This window comes from Cupriavidus sp. 05T42 (genome assembly GCF_056396345.1).
The window spans coordinates 287,329-306,313 of record NZ_JBFTLH010000002.1 but is presented as its reverse complement, the minus strand read 5'-3'; the positions used below and the strand labels follow the sequence as shown (position 1 = coordinate 306,313).

The window sequence follows — 18,985 nt, the reverse complement described above, 5'->3', positions numbered from 1 at the left end:
ATGTTTTCCCATGGTTCCGCCCATGACGCGGACGTCCATCCGGACCACCCGGATAGTCGAAGAAAACCTGGCAGTGGCATCAATGACCGCAATGCCGGGGGCGAGCGGCAAGCTAACCTTGCCGAAGGCGAATCATCGGGAACGATGGGTGTCCGCCCCATGCGGGCATGGATTGCTCGCGCTCTGAGTATAGGCAGGACGCCCCCGCTTTCAAGCGAGACGCATTCGCAAGTGGCGCCGGATGATTGCCGTGATCCAGATGTGCGCGACACATCTCGTTACGTTTCGCACTGCAACAAAAATTTAATTGTTCTGCTATACTGCGCGCCGTGAGTTTCGCACTGTGAGTTCCGCAAAGCGCCCGGCAATCCTGCCATGGCGTACCCGCTACCTCCCAAGCTCTGCACCCCGCCTCTGTCCTCCAGATGTTCCGTGACAGGTGTTGGCCAGAACGCACCGCTCACCAGACGTCGCCTCGTCTCCGATCCTGATGAACAGCCTGTTTGCCTGCGCTGTTTGCCTGCCAGGGATTAGTAGCCGGTTTATTTAAAAAACCAGCCGCCCACCCTGCCTGCCGCCGTGTTGCCAGCTGAGTCTGTCGAACGGCCTACCGATTGGCGCCGAAGCCTTTTTTAAGACTTTGCACTGCGCCCACCCCTTTGCGCATGACCGCGGGGGTGCCATGCATATTTAATAAGCACGACATGACCCAGCACGATTTCCGTGCGGAGCAATCTTTTGCCTCCGCCACCGACGCATCCGCCACGCCCGCCGACATCAGCCCGCTCGACAAGCTCGACGCCATGCTGACCGCCGGTGACGCGCCCGAAGCGTCCGCAGCACCCGCCCAGGCAGCCCAACCCGTCGACATCGCCGAAAACGGCTTTGCCAAGCTCGGTCTGGACGAAGCCATCCTGCGCGCCCTCTCCGAACTGAACTACCTCACGCCGACGCCGGTGCAGGCCCAGGCCATTCCCCAGTTCCTGGCCGGCCGTGACCTGCTGGTCTCGAGCCAGACCGGCTCGGGCAAGACCGCCGCGTTCATGCTGCCCGCCATCCAGCGCATCAGCGAGAAGGCGGCCCCGAATCGTCCGCGCAGCGACGAACCCGTCAAGCGCATGAAGGGCAAGCGCCCCCGTCCGTCGCCGGCCCAGCCGTCGCTGCTGGTGCTCACGCCGACGCGTGAACTGGCCCTGCAGGTGACCGAGGCTGCCGCCAAGTACGGCCGCCATCTGCGCCGCATCGTCTGCGCCAGCATCCTGGGCGGCATGCCCTACCCGAAGCAGCTGGCCATGCTGTCGAAGATGCCTGACATCCTCGTGGCCACGCCGGGCCGCCTGCTCGATCACATCGAAGCCGGCCGTATCGACCTGTCCGCACTCGACATGCTCGTCTTCGACGAAGCCGACCGCATGCTGGACATGGGCTTTGCCGATGACATCGACGCCATCGTCGCGGCCACGCCGTCCACGCGCCAGACGCTGATGTTCTCGGCCACGCTCGACGCCCGCATCGCCCAACTGGCCTCGCGCCAGCTGCGCGACCCGCAGCGTATCGAGATCGCCGCCGTCCGCGCCGACCAGAGCAACATCGAGCAGCGCCTGCACTTCACCGACGACATGTCGCACAAGGAGCGCCTGCTGGATCACCTGCTGCGCGACGCCTCGCTCAAGCAAGCCATCGTCTTCACGGCGACCAAGCGCGATGCCGATTCGCTGGCCGAACGTCTTTCGGACACCGGTTTCTCGGCCGGCGCCCTGCATGGCGACATGACCCAGGGTGCGCGTAACCGCACGCTGACCGCCCTGCGCCGCGGCAACATCCGCGTGCTGGTGGCGACCGATGTGGCCGCACGCGGTATCGACGTGCCCGACATCACCCACGTGGTGAACTTCGACCTGCCCAAGCAGGCGGAAGACTACGTTCACCGTATCGGCCGTACCGGCCGTGCCGGCCGCTCGGGTATCGCGATCAACCTCGTGAACCATGGCGACATGTTCCAGTGGAAGCGCATCGAGCGCTTCACCAACCACCGCATCGACGCGTCGGTGATCGAAGGCCTCGAGCCGCGTCGCCAGCCCAAGCCGCGTTCGAACTTCGGCGGCAAGCCGGGCGGCAGCGGCGGCGGCTACCGTGGTAACAGTGGCACCGGCGGCGGTTATCGCGGCGGCAACAGCGGTAGCGGCGGTGGCTACCGCGGCAATGGCGGCACCGGCGGCGAGCGCAGCTTCGGCGACCGCAAGTTCGGCGGCGGGGAAAGCCGTGGCTTCGGCGATCGCGGCGGCTTCGGCAACCGTGAAGGCTTTGGTAATCGCGAAGGCTTCGGCAACCGTGAAGGCGCTGCGGCGGCACCGCGCGACGGCAACCGTGGCTTCGGCGACCGTGGCCAGCCGCAACAGCGTCCGTTCGGCGGCGAGCAGCAACGCAGCTTCGGCGGCGAGCGCTCGTTCGGCGACCGCAGCTTCGGCAACCGCGAAGGTTTCGGTAACCGCGAAGGCGCGAACCGTGGCGGCTTCGGCGGCAACCGTGAAGGCGGCGGTCCGCGCGACGGCAACCGCGGCTTCGGCGATCGCGGCGGCTTCGGCGGCCAGCGCAACGGCAACACCCGCTCGCGCTACGAGCGTTGATCGGCTGACCGGGTGACCGGTCGCTACGATCCATGAAGAACGGCACCCTCGGGTGCCGTTTTTTATTGCCTGCGTGCGATGGAATCGACGTCGGGGCCTACACCGCGCAGGACCTGAAGCCGACGAAGGAGACATCGTCCTCGGGCAGCAGCGCCGTGCGCGCCCGGGTATGGCGCTGGCGCGCCGGGCTCGCGAACGAGACGCCGCGCACGGCCTGGTGCGTGCCGAAGCGTCCCACCAGCTCCAGGTCAGCCGGCTGCGCCACAAAGCCCGCGTAGGGCTCGTAGGGTGTGGCCGTCCACTCGCGCAGCGCGCCCCATTGCAGGCCACGATTCTGCGTGGCTGCCAGCTCCCACTCCACTTCCTGCGGCAGCCGCCGGCCGGCCCAGACGCACCATGCCTGCGCCTCGAACAGCGTGACGTGGCGCACCGGCTCGTCGGGATTGAGCGTGCGCTCCGCGCCGAAGCGCGACACCATCCACGCCCGGGTGACCAAGTGGCGCGACCAGTAACGCGGCGCCGAGCGCTCCTGCGTCATCAGCCATTGCCGCCCCGCCGCCGACCACCACGACGGGTGCTCGTAGCCGTGGTCTTCGACAAATTCCAGGAATTGCGCATTGGTGACCAGCGCGCCGTCCATATCGAACGCGGGCACATAGGTCTGCTGGGCCGGCAGCTCGTCCGGCAGCGCGAGGCCGTCCGGGTCATGCCAGCCCTGCGTGAAGCGGCCGCCCGGGAAGTGCAGCGTGCCGTTGTGCGAGACGGAGATCGACGGGCCCACGGCAGCCGGCTCGGCCGGCGCCATGCCCAGCGCCTGAAGCAGCGCGGCGATGGTCTCGCCCTGGGCATCCTCATGGAACAGCGCCCGGCGAAACGGATAGAGCGTGACATCTTCGTCGTCGGGCAACAGCGCGATGCGGCGCAGCAGGCCGTCCAGCACCTGCGTGGCGTACTGCTTCACGCGTGCGACATCGGGCAGCACGATTTCCCAGCGCTCGTCCGGGCCGATGCGGTCCGGGTCGAACCATTCATCGGCGCCGTCGAGCAGCGACGGCTCACTGGCCACCGGCAGCCGCACCCCACCCCGCTCGAGGTGGCGCACGCCGCGCAGGCACCACCATTCGGCATGCCAGGCGATGTGACCGAGGGTCCACAGCGGCGGATTGCAGTCGTACTGGCGCGTGACCATCCAGCCCTTGCGGGTCTGGCCGAAGGCCGCCAGCCACGCCAGCGTGCGATTGCGCGACTCCACCAGCGCCTGCGCCAGCCCTTCGCGCGGCAGCCGGCGCGCGTCAGCCCATGTCGCCTTGCCGCCAGTGAAGTGAAGATCGGGAAGCATGGAGAAGCCGCTCATCGACAGATCCGTGACAGAAGGTAAAAGGGATGCCGGGGCCACCGGCTGCGCGCATTATGACACTGGCGCGACGATGGCCCTTCCCGGGCATTCAATCCCCTGCTTGGGCTGCGGCTTCTGTCGCGGACCCGGCCGCGACGGTCAGCCGCGCGCGTGGAACACCGCGAACCAGCCGTTCGGGTCGGTCCAGCACACCGGATCGGTGAAGCCGGCCGACTCGAGCAGGATCGAGAAGTCCTCCGGACGATACTTATAGGAATCCTCCGTATGGATCTGCTCCCCGGCCGCGAAGCGCCGCTCGCCGTCGGCCCAGCGCACGGTTACGTCGCGCGTGGCCTCCAGATGCATCTGCACGCGCGAGGACCGGGCGTCGAAGCTGGCCGCATGGCGCCAGTCGTCGAGCGCGAAGTCGCTGCCAACGATGCGGTTCAGGTTGCGCAGCACGTTGCGATTGAACGCGGCGGTCACGCCGAGGGCGTCGTCATAGGCCGACACCAGCGTCGCAGAATCCTTGAAAAGATCCACGCCGATCAGCACGCCGTCGCCGCGCCCGGCCGCCGCGCGCAGGCGCTGGAGCAGCGCGAGCGCCTCGATCGGGGCGAAGTTGCCGATGCTGGAGCCGGGATAGAAGAACAGCCGCCGCCCGCGCCGGACGCCGCTGGGCAGGTCGAGCGGGCCGCAGAGGTCCGCGCCCAGGCCCAGCATCGGAATATGCGGATTCTGCTGTTGCAGGCCGGTCAGCGTGCCGCGCAGGAACTCCACGGAAATATCGAGCGCCACGTACTGCGCTGGCTGGAGGCTGGGGAACAGCCGCGCGGCCTTCTCGCAGTTGCCCGCACCGAGGTCGATCAGCACGCAGCCGCTGCCGGCGCGCGCCGCAATGGCGGGCGCCGAGGTGGCGAAGATCGATGCTTCGGTGCGCGTGGGGTAGTACTCGGGCAGGTCGGTAATCGCCTCGAACAGCCGGGAACCGAGCACATCGTAGAAAAACTTCGGACTGATGCTGGCCGGATGCCGGGTCAGGCCAGCGACGATCTCGGCGCGCAGGGCGCCGCTGTCCTCGTGGTACTGCTGGACGAATTCGGGCTGGAGCGCCGCCGGGGCATGGCCATTGCCATTGACGATGACCGGGGATGGCTCGGGCGCGAGTGTGGGGGCGGGGGCGTGGTGGTTGTGATTGGCTTTGGAGAGAGGTCGAGTTGGGTTCAGTGGTGTCGTAACAGCCGGCATGACGCTTCCTTGTTGTCGATGGGGCACTACGTGAATCCCTCAAAACCGCCATGGCTAGCGCCAGGCGACCGTCATCGGAGTCCGCGCCTGTGCAGTCTGACGCGCACCGGCCGAAGCCAGTCCCAATAGGATAGGTGCATATCGATATGCGTGCAGGATGCCTTGCATCGACTTACATCCGCTGACAATGTCGAAATCTCCACCCAAAAGCCTCATGTTAGATACATTCAAATGGCATGTAGGCTGCACAACATTTTTCCTCGCATTTCGCTTATAATCCCGCCCAGCGCGACCGCTCATGCAGTATCTGCGGACGCGTCCCTTCAAAGGGGAGTAGCTTGGGGGCCATTGCCCTTAGCACAATCGTCATTCCGAGACGCGACCCGTCTCCGGTTGTGCTGACCCTGCCGCGCATTCCGCGTCTGTGTGTCGAGCAAGACCTTTGCAACCTGGTTTCACGTTGCAAAGGCGTTTCCAACTCCCGTGCTTCGTGATCTCAGGTGAACAAAAACCCTTGCGGGCCAAATTGGCTTGCAGCTATTCGTTCGTACCCGAGGAGAGTTCATGGAGTGGTTCACCGATTTGTTCACGATGCAGTTTCTGACGGCGCTGCTGTCCATCGTCGTCATTGACCTGGTGCTGGCCGGGGACAATGCCATCGTGATCGCCCTGGCGGCGCGCAACCTGCCGCCGCATCTGCAGAAGAAGGCCATTGTCTGGGGTACCGTCGGCGCCGTAGTGGTCCGTTCGGCCATGACCATCGGCGTGGTCTGGCTGCTCAAGATCCCTGGCCTGATGCTGGTGGGTGGCCTGGCGCTGGTCTGGATTGCCTACAAGCTGCTGGCCGCCGAGGAAGATGGCGACGAGCACGGCGGCGGCGCGACCACGCTGGTGGGCGCGATGAAGACCATCATCATCGCCGACGCGGTGATGGGCGTGGACAACGTGCTGGCCGTAGCCGGCGCCGCGCACGGCAGCTTCCTGCTGGTGGTGCTGGGCCTGCTGATCAGCATCCCGATCGTGGTCTGGGGCTCGACGCTGGTGCTGAAGCTGATGTCGCGCTTCCCGATCATCATCTACCTGGGCGCCGGCGTGCTGGCCTTCACGGCTGTGCACATGATCGTCAAGGAGCCGCTGATCAAGACGTACTTCGAGACGCATTCGATCGTGCAGCTTGGCCTCTATGTGCTGATCATCGGCGGCGTGCTGGGCGCGGGCTACCTGACGCAGAAGCGTCGCGTGCGCACTACCCCGGCCGAAAGCCACTGACGCCAGTCAGACCCCGGCGCGCGGCAGCCCTGCCGCGGCGCAGCAAAAGACCGCCTCCAGGCGGTCTTTTGCTTTGCGGGTAAAATCCCCGCTCGGGCGCCCCCGGGCGCCGACATCACTTTCTCCCCGCCCTCGCTTCCAAGCCGATGAAACAGTATCTCGACTTCATGCGCCATGTTTACGAGCATGGCACCGACAAGGCCGACCGCACCGGCACGGGCACCCGCTCGGTGTTCGGCTACCAGATGCGCTTCGACCTGAACGAGGGCTTCCCGGTGGTCACCACCAAGAAGCTGCACCTGAAGTCCATCATCCACGAACTGCTGTGGTTCCTCCAGGGCTCGACCAACATCGCCTACCTGAAGGAACACGGCGTGACGATCTGGGACGAGTGGGCCGACCAGAACGGCGAACTCGGCCCGATCTACGGCTACCAGTGGCGCGCCTGGCCGACGCCGGACGGCCGCCACGTGGACCAGATCGCCGACCTGATGCAGCAGATCCGCAACAACCCGGACTCGCGCCGCCTGATCGTCTCGGCCTGGAACGTCGGCGAAATCCCGCAGATGAAGCTGCCCCCCTGCCACGCGTTCTTCCAGTTCTACGTGGCCGACGGCAAGCTGTCCTGCCAGCTCTACCAGCGCAGCGCCGACATCTTCCTCGGCGTGCCGTTCAACATCGCCAGCTACGCGCTGCTGACGCACATGATCGCGCAGCAGGCCGGCCTGGCCGTGGGCGACTTCGTCTGGACCGGCGGCGACTGCCACATCTACAACAATCATTTCGAGCAGGTGGAAACCCAGCTCGCGCGCGCGCCGATGAAGCTGCCGACGCTCCAGATCCAGCGCAAGCCGGACAGCATCTTCGACTACAAGTACGAGGATTTCGCGCTGGTGGGCTATGAATCGCACCCCGCGATCAAGGCGCCGGTGGCCGTATGACGCTGCTGACCCTGATCGTCGCCCGGGCACGCAACGGCACCATCGGCCGCGACAACACGCTGCCGTGGCGCCTGCCGGAAGACCTCCAGCATTTCAAGCGTACGACGATGGGCGCGCCGGTCGTCATGGGCCGCAAGACGTGGGATTCCATCGGCCGACCGCTGCCGGGGCGCCGCAATATCGTGGTGAGCCGGAACCGGGACCTGAAGCTGGAAGGCGCCGAGGTGGTGGCATCGCTCGAAGACGCCCAGCGGCTCTGCGTGGGCGTGGAGCAGGTCTTCCTGATCGGCGGCGCGCAGCTCTACGCCGAGGCGCTGCCCAGCGCGGACCGGCTGATCGTTACCGAGATCGACGCCGACGTACCCGGCGACGCGTTCTTCCCGGCCGTGGACCGGACCCGCTGGATCGAACTGACCCGCGAGACGCATCACTCCGAGGCCAACCAGTTCGACTACGCGTTCGTGACGTACGAACGGCCGCCTTCCGGCGAAGAGTAAGCCGAGGCTGCAAAAAAAAACGGCAGGGTTCAAACCCTGCCGTTTTTCGTTGGGCGATCCAGCCCCAGGCCCCAGCCGGTCAGTTCCCGGCGATCGTCATCTGTTCGATCAGGATCGAGCCGGTTTCCTTGGTGCCACGCACCAGCGAGTCCGCGCCGATGGCCACGATTTGCTTGAACATCTCGACCATGCTGCCGGCAATCGTGATTTCTTCCACCGGATACTGGATCACGCCGTTTTCCACCCAGTAGCCCGACGCGCCGCGCGAGTAGTCGCCCGTCACGTAGTTCACGCCCTGCCCCATCAACTCCGTCACCAGCAGGCCGGTGCCCATCTTCTTCAGCATGCCGGCGAAGTCGTCGCCCGGCTGGGTCAGGGTGCTGGTCAGCTTCAGGTTGTGCGAGCCGCCGGCGTTGCCGGTGGTCTTCATGCCCAGCTTGCGCGCCGAGTAGGTGGAGAGGAAATAGCCTTCCACCACACCGTCGCGCACCACGTCGCGCTCGCGCGTGCGCACGCCTTCCTCGTCGAACGGGGCGCTGCCCATCGCGCCCGGCACGTGCGGCGTTTCATGGATCTGGATGTCCGGACCGAACACGGCCTTGCCCAGCGTGTCGTACAAAAACGTCGATTTACGATACAGCGCGCCACCGGACACCGCCTGGACGAACGCGCCGAGCAGGCCAGCGGCCAGCGGCGCTTCGAACAGCACCGGGCACTTGCGCGTGGTCAGCTTGCGGGCATTCAGGCGAGCCAGCGCACGCTCGGCGGCGTAGCGGCCGATGTCCTCGGGCGCGGCCAGCGTCAGCGGGGAGCGCTTGGACGAATACCAGTCGTCGCGCTGCATGCCGCCACCCGAGCCGGCGATGGGCGCGCACGAGATGAAATGGCGGGAATACGGGTAGCCGCCGGAGAAACCGCGCGAGGTGGCCAGCACGAATTGCGAATGCTGCGCGGAAACGCTCGCGCCGTCGCTGTTGCGGATTTTCGGCGAGACCGCGAACGCGGCCGCTTCGGCGCGACGGGCGATGTCGATGGCGCCCTCGGCGTCCACCGTCCACGGGTGGAACAGGTCCAGGTTCTGCGGATTCTTCTCGAGCAGGTCTTCCTCGGCCAGCCCGGCGCAATCGTCCTCGGCGGTGAAGCGGGCGATGTTGTAGGCGGCCTCGGCCGTGGCGCGCAGCGCCGCCGGCGAGAAATCGGACGTGCTGGCGTTGCCGCGCCGCTGGCCGATCATCACCGTAACGCCAACCACCTTGTCGCGGTTCTGCTCGATCGTCTCCACCTGGCCCTTGCGCACCGTCACCGACAGGCCGCTGCCCTCCGAGATCTCGGTAGCGGCGTCGGTCGCCCCAAGCTCGCGTGCCACGCGCAGCACATCGGCCGCCATGGCCTTGAGCTGGTCCTGGGAATAGGTGAAATGCGAGGTTTTGTCGGCAATCTGGTCCATGCGGTGGTCCATGTGGGCAAGCGTGATCAAAAGTCCAAACGGGAATCATAGCAAGATAAAATGCCGGCTATGACGCGAAATACCCGTAGCCCCTCCAATTCCCGTTTCCCCGGTGGCTTTGCCCCCGAGCCGGACGACGACCTGCCCAAGAGCAAGTCGCAGCGCAAGCGCGACATGACCGCGCTGCAAGACCTGGGCGTCGAGCTCGAAGCCCTGGCCAAGGACCGCCTGGCGCGCGTGCCGATGCCTGAGTCGCTGGCGGACGCCATCCACGCCGCCCGCAAGATCAACAGCCACGAAGGCAAGCGCCGCCAGATGCAGTTCGTCGGCAAGGTCATGCGCGGGCTGGACGACGACGAACTCGACGCCATCCGCGCCGCGCTGGAAGGCTTCAAGGGCACAAGCAAGGCCGAGACGGCCCGGCTGCACCTGATCGAACGCTGGCGCGAACTGCTGCTGGCCGACGACGCGATGCTGACCAAGTTCCTCGGCGAGCACCCCACCGTGGACGTGCAGGCCGTGCGCAATATCATCCGCAATGCCCGCAAGGAGCGCGAAATGAGCAAGCCGCCCAAGTACTTCCGCGAGCTGTTCCAGGCCGTGAAGACCGCGCTGGAAGAGAAGGATGCCGCCACTGGCGCCGCAGCCGACGCCGCCACCCCGCCCGCACAGGAGCCCGAGGCATGACCTCTCCCCTGACCACCCAGCCCAGTTCCCCGGCCGTGCGTAAGCATCCCGACGAGCTGATCGTCGGTTTCGTGTCGATTTCTGACCGGGCGTCGTCCGGCACCTACCAGGACGAGGGCATCCCCGCCCTGCGGGACTGGTTCGGCCGCACCCTGACCTCGCCGTGGCAAGGGGTGGAACGGCTGATTCCGGACGAGCAGGCGCTGATCTCGCGCACGCTGATCGACCTGGTGGATGTGGCGGGCTGCGACCTAGTGCTGACCACGGGCGGCACCGGCCCGGCCCGGCGCGATGTGACGCCGGAGGCAACTCTGGCGGTCGGTACCAAGGAAATGCCGGGATTTGGCGAGCAGATGCGGCAGGTCAGCCTGCATTTCGTGCCGACCGCGATCCTGTCGCGCCAAGTGGCCGTGATCCGCGAGACGCCGGGCCGTGCTGCGCTGATCATCAACCTGCCCGGCCAGCCGCGCGCCATCCGCGAGACGCTGGAAGGTCTGCGCGATGCCGACGGCAAGTCCGTGGTCCAGGGCGTGTTCGCGGCGGTGCCATATTGCATCGACCTGATCGGCGGCCCCTACGTGGAAACCGACGAGGCCGTGGTCAAGGCGTGGCGCCCGAAGCACGCCATCCGCGCGAAGTCCTGACTAGATATTTAGAGAGAACGGCTACTTCAGGCCGAGGTAGAGCCCGATGGGCACGAACACCACGGCCCCGATGTTGCCGAGCAGCACGATGGAGGCCACCTGATCCGGCTCTTGCCGGAAATGGTCGGCCACCAGGAAATTGAGCACCGCCGGCGGCAGGGCCGCGAAGACGAACAGCAGCCCGCGCTGGAGATCGGTCAGCGGGACCCACAGCGCCAGCGGCAACGCCACCGCAATGCCCACCAGCGGGCACACCGCCGCGCCCAGCAACCCCATCCCCCAGTTCCGCAGGCTGACGTCCTTCATCCGCACGCCGAGCGCGAACAGCATCAGCGGCACCGTGGCATCGCCCAGCAGCTTGATCGACTCGAAAACCGGCTCGGGCAGCGTGAACCACGGCCGCGCCAGCGACAGCGCCACGCCGGCCACGGTGGCCAGCACCATCGGGTTGCGGGCGATCTGCGTCAGCGAGGCATGCCGGTTGACGATCTTGAGCCCCAGCGTAAAGTGCATCAGATTCGACGCCGCGAACAGCGCCACCGCCGGCGCCAGCCCGGCCGGGCCGAACGCGAAGACCGACAGCGGCAGGCCCATGTTGCCGCTGTTGTTGAACATCATCGGCGGCACGAAGGTGCGCGGATCGGCCTTGATCAGCCGGGCGACGATCCACGCAAGGATGCCGGAGCCGATCACCACCGCCACCGCGCAGCCAAGCAGCGCCAACTGGTCCGCCAGCACGAAATCCTTGCTGACGAAGGCCGAGACCACCAGCAGCGGCGCGATCACGTCGAGCGTGGCGCGGTTGATGCCGGTCATGTCTGGGTGGGCGCGCCGGCCGTAGAGCCATCCGACCAGGATGATCAGGATGACCGGCGTAATGATCGAAACGATACGGGTGAACATGGCGGAAGGGGCGGCGTAGCCGGGGCCCCTCCCCGTCAAGCGGAAGGACTGGCCGGCCCGCGGGGTTCTTGTTCTGTCTTAGGCTGCCGGGGCGGTGGGCGCAGCGGGCGCCGCCGGGGTTTCCGTGGCGGCCGGCGTGGACGCCTTGATAAAGTGCGTGCGGTAGTAGCGCAGTTCCTCCACCGACTCCAGGATATCGGCCAGCGCCGTGTGCAGCTGGCGCTTGGCGAAACCCTTGTGGATGGCCGGCTCCCAGCGCTTGCAGAGTTCCTTCAGCGTGGAAACATCGAGGTTCCGGTAGTGGAAGAACGATTCCAGCTTCGGCATGTAACGCGCCATGAAGCGGCGGTCCTGGCAGATCGAATTGCCGCACATCGGCGACTTGCCGGCCGGCACCCAGCGCTTCAGGAACGCCAGCAGTTCGGCTTCGGCCTGCGCCTCGGTGAGCGTGGACGCCTTGACCTTGTCGATCAGGCCCGAGCGGCCGTGCGTGCCCTTGTTCCAGTTGTCCATGCCGTCGAGCACGGCGTCGGCCTGATGGATCACCAGCACCGGCCCTTCGGCCAGGATATTGAGTTCGGAGTCGGTCACCACCACGGCAACCTCGATAATCCGGTCGGAATCCGGCTGCAGGCCGGTCATTTCCATATCCAACCAGATGAGGTTGTTTTCACTTTTGACGGAGGTGGCGGCTGGGCTAGTCATCTGGGTACGGCTCGATATTGGGGACAGGAAGAAAACCGGCCGGACAGGCGTCCGGCGCGAACAATTTATAATTCTCGCATATCCGCCACAATTGCCCGGCTGCGTACCCTCGCCGCCGGTCGGCAGTCTCACCGAGCGACTTTCGCGAAACTACTATGGCCTTGCCGATGTTCACGTTGATTTTCCTGGCCGCGCTGGTCGTCATGGTGCTGACCAAGCTCTGGCTGGCCGCGCGCCAGGTGCGCCATGTCGGCCGCCATCGCGGCGCCGTGCCGGCCCGCTTCGCCGACACCATCACGCTCTCCGCCCACCAGAAGGCCGCCGACTACACCATCGCCCGCACGCGGCTGTCGATGCTGGAGGTGCTGGCCGGCGCCGCCGTGCTGATCGGCTTCACCATGCTGGGCGGGCTGCACGCGCTGAACCACTTCTGGCTCGGTGTATTCGACGGCGGCGGCTACCTGTACGGCGTGGCGCTGATTGCCAGCGTGGCGCTGATCGGCGGCCTGGTCGACCTGCCGTTTTCGCTATATGGCCAGTTCGGCATCGAGCAGCGCTTCGGCTTCAACAAGATGACGTTCGGCCTGTGGCTGCTCGACCTCGCCAAAATGACGCTGGTCGCCTGCGTGCTGGGCCTGCCGCTGCTGCTGGCCGTGTTGTGGCTGATGGAGCGCGCCGGCACCTACTGGTGGGTCTGGACCTGGCTGCTGTGGATGGCCTTCAGCCTGCTGCTGCAGGTGATCGTGCCGACCTTCATCGCCCCGCTCTTCAACAAGTTCGAGCCGCTGGCCGACGAGGGCCTGCGCCAGCGCATCGAGGCGCTGCTGCGCAAGTGCGGCTTTGCCAGCAAGGGCCTGTTCGTCATGGATGGCAGCAAGCGCAGCGCGCACGGCAACGCCTACTTCACCGGCTTCGGCGCGGCCAAGCGCATCGTCTTCTTCGACACCCTGCTCTCCCGCCTGGACGGCGAGGAAGTGGAAGCCGTGCTGGCGCACGAGCTGGGTCACTTCAAGCGCCGCCACGTGGCCAAGATGATTGCTGTGACCTTCGCGCTCTCGCTGGTGTTCCTGGCGCTGCTGGGCTGGCTGTCCACGCGGGCGTGGTTCTACACGGGGCTGGGGGTGCTGCCGAACTTCGGCACCAGCAACCACGCGCTGGCGCTGGTGCTGTTCTTCCTGGCGCTGCCGGTGTTCACCTTCGTGCTCGGGCCGCTGGCCAGCCAGTCGTCGCGCAAGCACGAGTTCGAGGCCGACGAGTTCGCGGCCCATCAGACCAATGCCGGTCACCTCGTGTCCGCGCTGGTCAAGCTGTACAAGGACAACGCGTCCACGCTGACGCCCGACCCCATCTATAGCGCGTTCTACTATTCGCACCCGCCGGCGGCGCAGCGGATCGACCGCCTGCTGGCGCACGCATGAACCGTCACGCGCGCCATCACAACGCCGGCAAGGGCACCGGCCAAGCTTCCGAGACCGCACTGATCATCGCCGCCCATGGCCGCCACTATGTGGTGGAGTTGGGCGACGGATCGCGGATCCACGCGTTCCCGCGCGGCAAGAAGAGCGACTGCGCCGTGGGCGACCACGTGGCCGTGGAGATGGCCGCGGCGGACCAGTGCGTGATCACCGCCGTCTCGCCACGCAAGAACCTGCTGCATCGCTCGGACCAGTTCAAGTCCAAGATGCTGGCCGCCAATATCGACCAGGTGGTCATCGTGCTGGCCACGGAGCCGAGTTTTTCCGAGGATCTGCTGGGCCGCGCGCTGGTGTCGGCGGAGGCGCTGGCGATTCGTCCCCTCGTCATCCTGAACAAGACCGACCTGACCGCACGGCTGGACGACGCCCGGCGGCGCCTGAAGCTCTACCAGGACCTGGGCTACGACACCGTCGAGCTGTCCGTCCATGGCCGCCCGGAAGAGGCGTTGGCGACACTCCAGCCGCGCACGGCCGGGGTGTCGAGCATCCTGATCGGCCAGTCGGGCATGGGCAAGTCGTCGCTGCTGAACCTGCTGATTCCCGGCGTGGAAGCGCAGACGCGTGAAATTTCGGCCAAGCTCGATTCCGGCAAGCACACCACTACGTTCACCCGGCTCTATCACCTGCCGGCCGACTGGGGCACGGTCGAAGGCCGGCCCGGCTACCTGATCGACTCGCCGGGCTTCCAGGAATTCGGCCTCCACCACCTCAGCGAAGGCATGCTGGAGCGCGCGTTCCCCGAGTTCCGGCCCAGGCTCACCGAATGCCGGTTCTATAACTGCCATCACATCAACGAGCCCGGCTGCGGCGTGCTGGCGGCCATCGACGGCGGCGAGATCTCCGAGCGCCGCCATCAGCTGTACACGCAGCTGCTGCACGAGTCCCGGCAGCAGAAGCCGTGGTAACCGTGGAGTAGCCCGATGAAGCTGCTATTGCGGTCCACATCGCTGGTTCATGCCGCGCACTGCGAAAACGTGCTGCGGGCGGCGGGCATTCGCGCCGAGGTCCGCAACACGTGGCTGGGCGGTGCGGCCGGGGACATCCCGTTCCAGGAGAGCGCGCCGCAGGTCTGGATTCTCGACGATGCGGCAGAAGCCGACGCCTGGGCCGTGCTCAACGCCGCCGCCAACCCGCCGCCAGGGCCACGCTGGCAATGCACGGGCTGCGCGGAATGGCACGAGGCGCAGTTTGCGTCGTGCTGGCGCTGCGGGGCGCATCGGGAGTAATCGGGAAAACCAAGGGAATAAAAAAACGCCACGATCGTGGCGTTTCTTCTTGGTGGATCTTGGTCGAAGGCTGCGGTCAGCCCACCCAGAGCGCTAGCGACACCATCGCCAGCAACAGCATCCACAGGATGACCGCGCGCCAGACCAGCCCCACCGCCGATTGCAGCGTGCGCACGCCGGGGTCGGCGCCGTACTCGGGCGGCACCGGCTCGGCGGTGTCTTCCATGCCCGGCGCGTAGTCCACGCCGGCCAGGCTCGTGCGCAGCATCACGCTGGAATCGTCCTCGGCCAGCGGCGCGCCAAGCCGCACGCCCAGCGCCCCGCCGCCGCTGGCGAGCAGGATGCCGTTGATCGCATCATTCCACTTGCGCGCGTGGTTGCGCCACGCGTACACGGCATCCTCGAAATTGCCGACGATGGCAAACCCGATCGCCGTCAGCCGCGAAGGTACCCAGTCCAGCACATAGAACGCCTGCGAGGCAAAACGCCCCAGCGCCGGGCTGCGCTCGTTCGACGGCTGGTTCCACTGCCGGCTGAGGAACTCGGCGGTGCGGTACAGCACGACACCGCCCGGGCCAATCGGCACCAGAAACCAGAAAAACACCCCAAATACATGGCGATGGACGGCGATGATGGCCGCCTCAAGCGTGTGACGCACGATCTCGCTGACCGGCATGTCGACCGTGTCCAGCCCGGTCCACTCATGCAGCAGCGTGCGCGCGGTATGCGGGTCGTCGCGATTCAGCGCCTCGTGGATATCGGTGAAGAAGTGGCTGAACTGGCGGAAGCCGAGGGTCAGATAGAGCAGCAGGACGTTCCAGGCCAAGGTCAGCGCCACGCTGATCGACGCCAGCAGGTAGTGGACCAGCACGGCAGCCAGCGTGAGCGGCAGCACCGCGGTCAGCCAGGCCAGCGCGGCATCGCGCGGGCGGCCCGTGTCGAAGGCGTGTTCGGCCCGCTCCCCCAGTACGCGCACGATGTCGTAAATAGGGTTATTCCGGCCCAAGGCTCGGAACTGTTCGGCGATCAGCGCCAGAAGAATGGAAACAAAGGTCATCGCGTGACGGTGGCGACGGACGTTGGCGCGACGGCGAAGTGCCGGTCCGGTCGCATTGCGGTATAGCCAGACGATAGCATAGCGTCACGCCGCACCGTCAATGGGAAAGACCTGTAAGCAGGTGTTAAACGCATCCATGAAAAAGCCCGCCGGGGGCACCGGCGGGCGGACGACGACAGGCTAACGTCGCGTTCAGGGCAGGTCGAAGACCAGCACTTCGGCCTTGCTGCCTTGGGTCAGGGTGATGGCCTCGACCGCTTCGAGCTTCGCAGCATCGCCGGCCCCGAGCGCCTGCCCATTCACCGTGATCGCACCGCGCGCCACGTGCACATAGGCACGGCGGCCCGGGGCGATGGCCAGCGTGGCGCCCTCGTCCCCATCGAACAACCCGGCGTAGAGCCGCGCGTCCTGATGGATCACCACCGAGCCCTCAGCACCATCCGGGCTGACGACGAGGCGCAGCTTGCCGCGCTTTTCCTCGACCGGGAAATTGCGCTCCTCGTAGCCCGGCTCAATGCCGTTCTCGGCAGGAATCACCCAGATCTGCAGGAAGTGCGTGGTGTCGTGCGCGGCGTGGTTGTATTCCGAGTGCCGCACGCCGGTACCGGCGCTCATCCGCTGCACATCGCCCGGGCGGATCACGCTGCCATTGCCGATGCTGTCCTTGTGCGCAAGTTCGCCATCGAGCACATAACTGATGATTTCCATGTCCCGGTGGCCGTGCGTGCCAAAGCCCATGCCCGGCGCCACGCGATCCTCATTGATCACACGCAGCGGCCCGAACTGAACATGGCGTGGGTCGTAGTAATCTGCGAAGGAGAAGCTGTGATACGACTTGAGCCAGCCATGGTCCGCATAACCGCGTTCGTCTGACTTACGGATTTCAATCATTTTGATGGCCCTCCTTGTGGCCTCCGAGGTTCCCAAAATTGCCTGTCACAATCGGACTGGCTTGGGTCAGCGGCGTTTCGATGCTAGGCAGTTTAGGGGAGTCGGCGTATATTGGCGGGCACCCAGTTAGAAGAATTCATTCAGATTTTCTGAACATGCCACTCTCCCTCGAATCCCTCGAAGTCCTGGACGCCATCGAGCGCAAGGGCAGCTTTGCCGCCGCCGCCCACGAAATGGGCAAGGTGCCCTCGGCGCTGACCTATGTGGTCCGCAAGCTGGAAGAGGATCTGGACGTCCTGCTGTTCGACCGCCGCCGTCACCGCGCCGAACTGACCCCGGCGGGCCGCGCCCTGCTGGACGAAGGCCGCCACCTGCTCCACGCGGCCGACGACCTCGCGCGGCGCGTCAAGCGCCTCGCCACGGGCTGGGAGGCCAACCTCAGCATCGCCCTGGACGACCTCGTCAACTTTCGCGCGCTGCTGCCGGTGATCCAGGATTTCTATGCCGAGAACACCGCCACGCGGCTGCGCTTTTCGAAGGAAGTGCTAGGCGGCGCCTGGGATGCGCTGGTCAGCAACCGGGTCGATCTGGTCATCGGCGGGGCCTACGAGGCGCCCAGCACGCAGGGCTTCCAGGTGCGGCCGCTCGGGTCGGTGCCGTTCGTGTTCGCGGTGGCCTCGCACCATCCGCTGGCCACCGAGGAAGGACCGCTGACGACGATGCAGATCGCCAAGCACCGCATCGTGGCCGTGGGCGATACCTCGCGCAACCTGCCGGCGCGTACGCACGGCGTGCTGGCCGGGCAGGATGTCCTGGTGGTGCCGACCATGCGTGACAAGCTCGAGGCGCAGATCCGTGGCCTCGGCTGCGGCTGGCTGCCGGCCCCGATGGCCGCGCCCCATATCGAAAGCGGCGTGCTGCTGGCCCGTGAGACCGTGGAAGTGCGCGCGCCCGGCAATTTCAAGGTGGCGTGGCGCACCAGCTCGCGCGGCAAGGCGCTGCAATGGTGGACCAGCAAGCTCGAAGACCCCCGCCTTGCGCAGGCGCTGATGCAGCAGCCGCTAGCCAGCCAGCCGGCCTGAGGGAGTTGCCGATGCCCCGCTATCGCGGGCGCTTTGCGCCCTCGCCCACCGGCCCGTTGCACCTGGGCTCGCTGGTCACGGCGCTGGCCAGCTGGCTCGACGCCCGCGCCCATGGTGGCGACTGGCTGGTCCGCATCGAGGACATCGACTATCCGCGCTGCGTGAAGGGCGCCGATTTCGACATCCTGCAGACCCTGGAACGGCTCGGGCTGCACGCCGACGAGGCGCCCGAATGGCAGAGCCGCCGCGAGTCGCTGTACGGCGACGCGCTGCGCCGCCTCGACGCCAGCGGCCAGCTCTACCCCTGCGGCTGCTCGCGCAGGGAGATCGCCGACTCGCTGATCCATGTGCGCGAGCGCCACCAGACGCTCGGCTACCCCGGCACCTGCCGCAACGGCCTGCACGGCAAGCTGCCACGCGCGTGGCGGGTGCGCGTGCCGGACGGCCCGGCCGCCATGATCTGTTTCGACGACCGCTGGCAGGGTCGCCAGTGCCAGGACCTGGAAACGGAACTCGGCGATTTCGTCCTGCGCCGCGCGGACGGCCTGTGGGCCTACCAGCTCGCCGTCGTGGTCGACGACGCCGCGCAAGGCATCACCCATATCGTGCGCGGGTCCGACCTCCTCGACTCCACGCCGCGCCAGATCCATCTGCAACATCTGCTGGGCCTGCCCACGCCGTCCTACCTGCACGTGCCCGTGGTGGTGAATGCCGATGGCGACAAGCTGAGCAAGCAGAGCGGCGCGCAGGCCATCGACACGGCCGCGCCGCTGGAAGCGCTGCGCATGGCCGGGACGCATCTCGGCATCGCCAATGGCGAGACTAGCGTGCCGGGCTGGCTGGCGGCGGCAACCGGGCAGTGGGCGGTGATGCAGCGCTGACCGGGCGCTCTTCAGAACCTCTCGCACCAAACAAAAATGGCACCCGAAGGTGCCATTTTTTTTGCCCGG

Annotated in this window: 18 protein-coding genes; 11 read left to right on the top strand and 7 right to left on the bottom strand. The window is 66.4% G+C overall.

Annotated elements, in window-relative coordinates:
• Window positions 1–704 precede the first annotated feature (704 nt).
• Window positions 705–2,627: a DEAD/DEAH box helicase gene (locus AC1EJR_RS03475; RefSeq protein ID WP_477146871.1), complete on the top strand. Its 1,923-nt coding sequence runs from the start codon at window positions 705–707 to the stop codon at window positions 2,625–2,627.
• A 97-nt stretch (window positions 2,628–2,724) separates the two neighbouring features.
• On the opposite strand, the gene AC1EJR_RS03470 is transcribed toward AC1EJR_RS03475, so the two are convergent.
• Both AC1EJR_RS03470 and egtD read right to left on the bottom strand, forming a co-directional pair.
• Window positions 2,725–3,981, bottom strand: coding sequence for an SUMF1/EgtB/PvdO family nonheme iron enzyme (locus AC1EJR_RS03470; protein WP_092290301.1), 1,257 nt, complete (start codon window positions 3,979–3,981; stop codon window positions 2,725–2,727).
• A gap of 141 nt (window positions 3,982–4,122) precedes the next feature.
• Entirely contained in the window at window positions 4,123–5,211 is a 1,089-nt protein-coding gene (gene egtD, locus AC1EJR_RS03465) for an L-histidine N(alpha)-methyltransferase (protein WP_092290302.1), read from the bottom strand.
• Window positions 5,212–5,775: 564 nt separating this feature from the next.
• Between egtD and AC1EJR_RS03460 the strand changes: the two genes are divergently transcribed.
• The 3 genes from AC1EJR_RS03460 to AC1EJR_RS03450 all read left to right on the top strand — a co-directional run bounded on the left by AC1EJR_RS03460 (window position 5,776) and on the right by AC1EJR_RS03450 (window position 7,918).
• Window positions 5,776–6,480: a TerC family protein gene (locus AC1EJR_RS03460; RefSeq protein WP_092290303.1), complete on the top strand. Its 705-nt coding sequence runs from the start codon at window positions 5,776–5,778 to the stop codon at window positions 6,478–6,480.
• 146 nt (window positions 6,481–6,626) lie between these two features.
• The gene (locus AC1EJR_RS03455; RefSeq protein WP_092290304.1) at window positions 6,627–7,421 is read left to right on the top strand and encodes a thymidylate synthase; all 795 of its coding nucleotides are present in this window, start codon (window positions 6,627–6,629) and stop codon (window positions 7,419–7,421) included.
• Entirely contained in the window at window positions 7,418–7,918 is a 501-nt protein-coding gene (locus AC1EJR_RS03450; RefSeq protein ID WP_092290306.1) for a dihydrofolate reductase, read from the top strand. The genes AC1EJR_RS03455 and AC1EJR_RS03450 overlap by 4 nt, the downstream gene beginning before the upstream one ends.
• 79 nt (window positions 7,919–7,997) lie before the next feature.
• On the opposite strand, the gene pmbA is transcribed toward AC1EJR_RS03450, so the two are convergent.
• On the bottom strand, window positions 7,998–9,365 hold the full coding sequence (pmbA, locus tag AC1EJR_RS03445) for a metalloprotease PmbA (protein WP_092290863.1): 1,368 nt from the start codon (window positions 9,363–9,365) through the stop codon (window positions 7,998–8,000).
• A 69-nt stretch (window positions 9,366–9,434) separates the two neighbouring features.
• Between pmbA and yjgA the strand changes: the two genes are divergently transcribed.
• Together yjgA and mog are read left to right on the top strand one after the other, a co-directional pair.
• Window positions 9,435–10,052, top strand: coding sequence for a ribosome biogenesis factor YjgA (gene yjgA / locus AC1EJR_RS03440; protein ID WP_304441446.1), 618 nt, complete (start codon window positions 9,435–9,437; stop codon window positions 10,050–10,052).
• The gene (mog, locus tag AC1EJR_RS03435; RefSeq protein WP_441644037.1) at window positions 10,049–10,696 is read left to right on the top strand and encodes a molybdopterin adenylyltransferase; all 648 of its coding nucleotides are present in this window, start codon (window positions 10,049–10,051) and stop codon (window positions 10,694–10,696) included. Before yjgA ends, mog begins: the two co-directional genes overlap by 4 nt.
• 21 nt (window positions 10,697–10,717) lie before the next feature.
• Here the strand turns inward: mog and AC1EJR_RS03430 are convergent, their stop codons facing one another.
• Both AC1EJR_RS03430 and orn read right to left on the bottom strand, forming a co-directional pair.
• Window positions 10,718–11,599, bottom strand: coding sequence for an AEC family transporter (locus AC1EJR_RS03430; protein WP_092290312.1), 882 nt, complete (start codon window positions 11,597–11,599; stop codon window positions 10,718–10,720).
• A gap of 78 nt (window positions 11,600–11,677) precedes the next feature.
• Window positions 11,678–12,304, bottom strand: coding sequence for an oligoribonuclease (gene orn, locus AC1EJR_RS03425; protein WP_092290314.1), 627 nt, complete (start codon window positions 12,302–12,304; stop codon window positions 11,678–11,680).
• A 167-nt stretch (window positions 12,305–12,471) separates the two neighbouring features.
• Here orn and AC1EJR_RS03420 point away from each other — a divergent pair, with 167 nt between their 5' ends.
• From AC1EJR_RS03420 to AC1EJR_RS03410, 3 genes are read left to right on the top strand one after another with little or no spacing between them, the layout of a single operon-like run.
• A complete protein-coding gene (locus AC1EJR_RS03420; RefSeq protein WP_092290865.1) occupies window positions 12,472–13,722 on the top strand; it encodes a M48 family metallopeptidase in 1,251 nt (416 codons plus the stop codon).
• A complete protein-coding gene (gene rsgA / locus AC1EJR_RS03415; protein ID WP_092290316.1) occupies window positions 13,719–14,684 on the top strand; it encodes a ribosome small subunit-dependent GTPase A in 966 nt (321 codons plus the stop codon). Before AC1EJR_RS03420 ends, rsgA begins: the two co-directional genes overlap by 4 nt.
• A 15-nt stretch (window positions 14,685–14,699) precedes the next feature.
• Window positions 14,700–15,005: a putative signal transducing protein gene (locus AC1EJR_RS03410; RefSeq protein ID WP_441590569.1), complete on the top strand. Its 306-nt coding sequence runs from the start codon at window positions 14,700–14,702 to the stop codon at window positions 15,003–15,005.
• A gap of 76 nt (window positions 15,006–15,081) precedes the next feature.
• Here the strand turns inward: AC1EJR_RS03410 and AC1EJR_RS03405 are convergent, their stop codons facing one another.
• Both AC1EJR_RS03405 and AC1EJR_RS03400 read right to left on the bottom strand, forming a co-directional pair.
• Window positions 15,082–16,062: a CobD/CbiB family protein gene (locus AC1EJR_RS03405; protein WP_092290320.1), complete on the bottom strand. Its 981-nt coding sequence runs from the start codon at window positions 16,060–16,062 to the stop codon at window positions 15,082–15,084.
• A 192-nt stretch (window positions 16,063–16,254) separates the two neighbouring features.
• Window positions 16,255–16,953 (bottom strand): pirin family protein, encoded by a 699-nt coding sequence (locus tag AC1EJR_RS03400; RefSeq protein WP_477112853.1) that lies wholly within the window; start codon window positions 16,951–16,953, stop codon window positions 16,255–16,257.
• Between the two features lie 155 nt (window positions 16,954–17,108).
• Here AC1EJR_RS03400 and AC1EJR_RS03395 point away from each other — a divergent pair, with 155 nt between their 5' ends.
• Together AC1EJR_RS03395 and gluQRS are read left to right on the top strand one after the other, a co-directional pair.
• A complete protein-coding gene (locus tag AC1EJR_RS03395; protein WP_144199677.1) occupies window positions 17,109–18,035 on the top strand; it encodes a LysR family transcriptional regulator in 927 nt (308 codons plus the stop codon).
• Between the two features lie 11 nt (window positions 18,036–18,046).
• On the top strand, window positions 18,047–18,916 hold the full coding sequence (gene gluQRS / locus AC1EJR_RS03390; protein WP_477112852.1) for a tRNA glutamyl-Q(34) synthetase GluQRS: 870 nt from the start codon (window positions 18,047–18,049) through the stop codon (window positions 18,914–18,916).
• The last annotated feature ends 69 nt before the right edge of the window (window positions 18,917–18,985 follow it).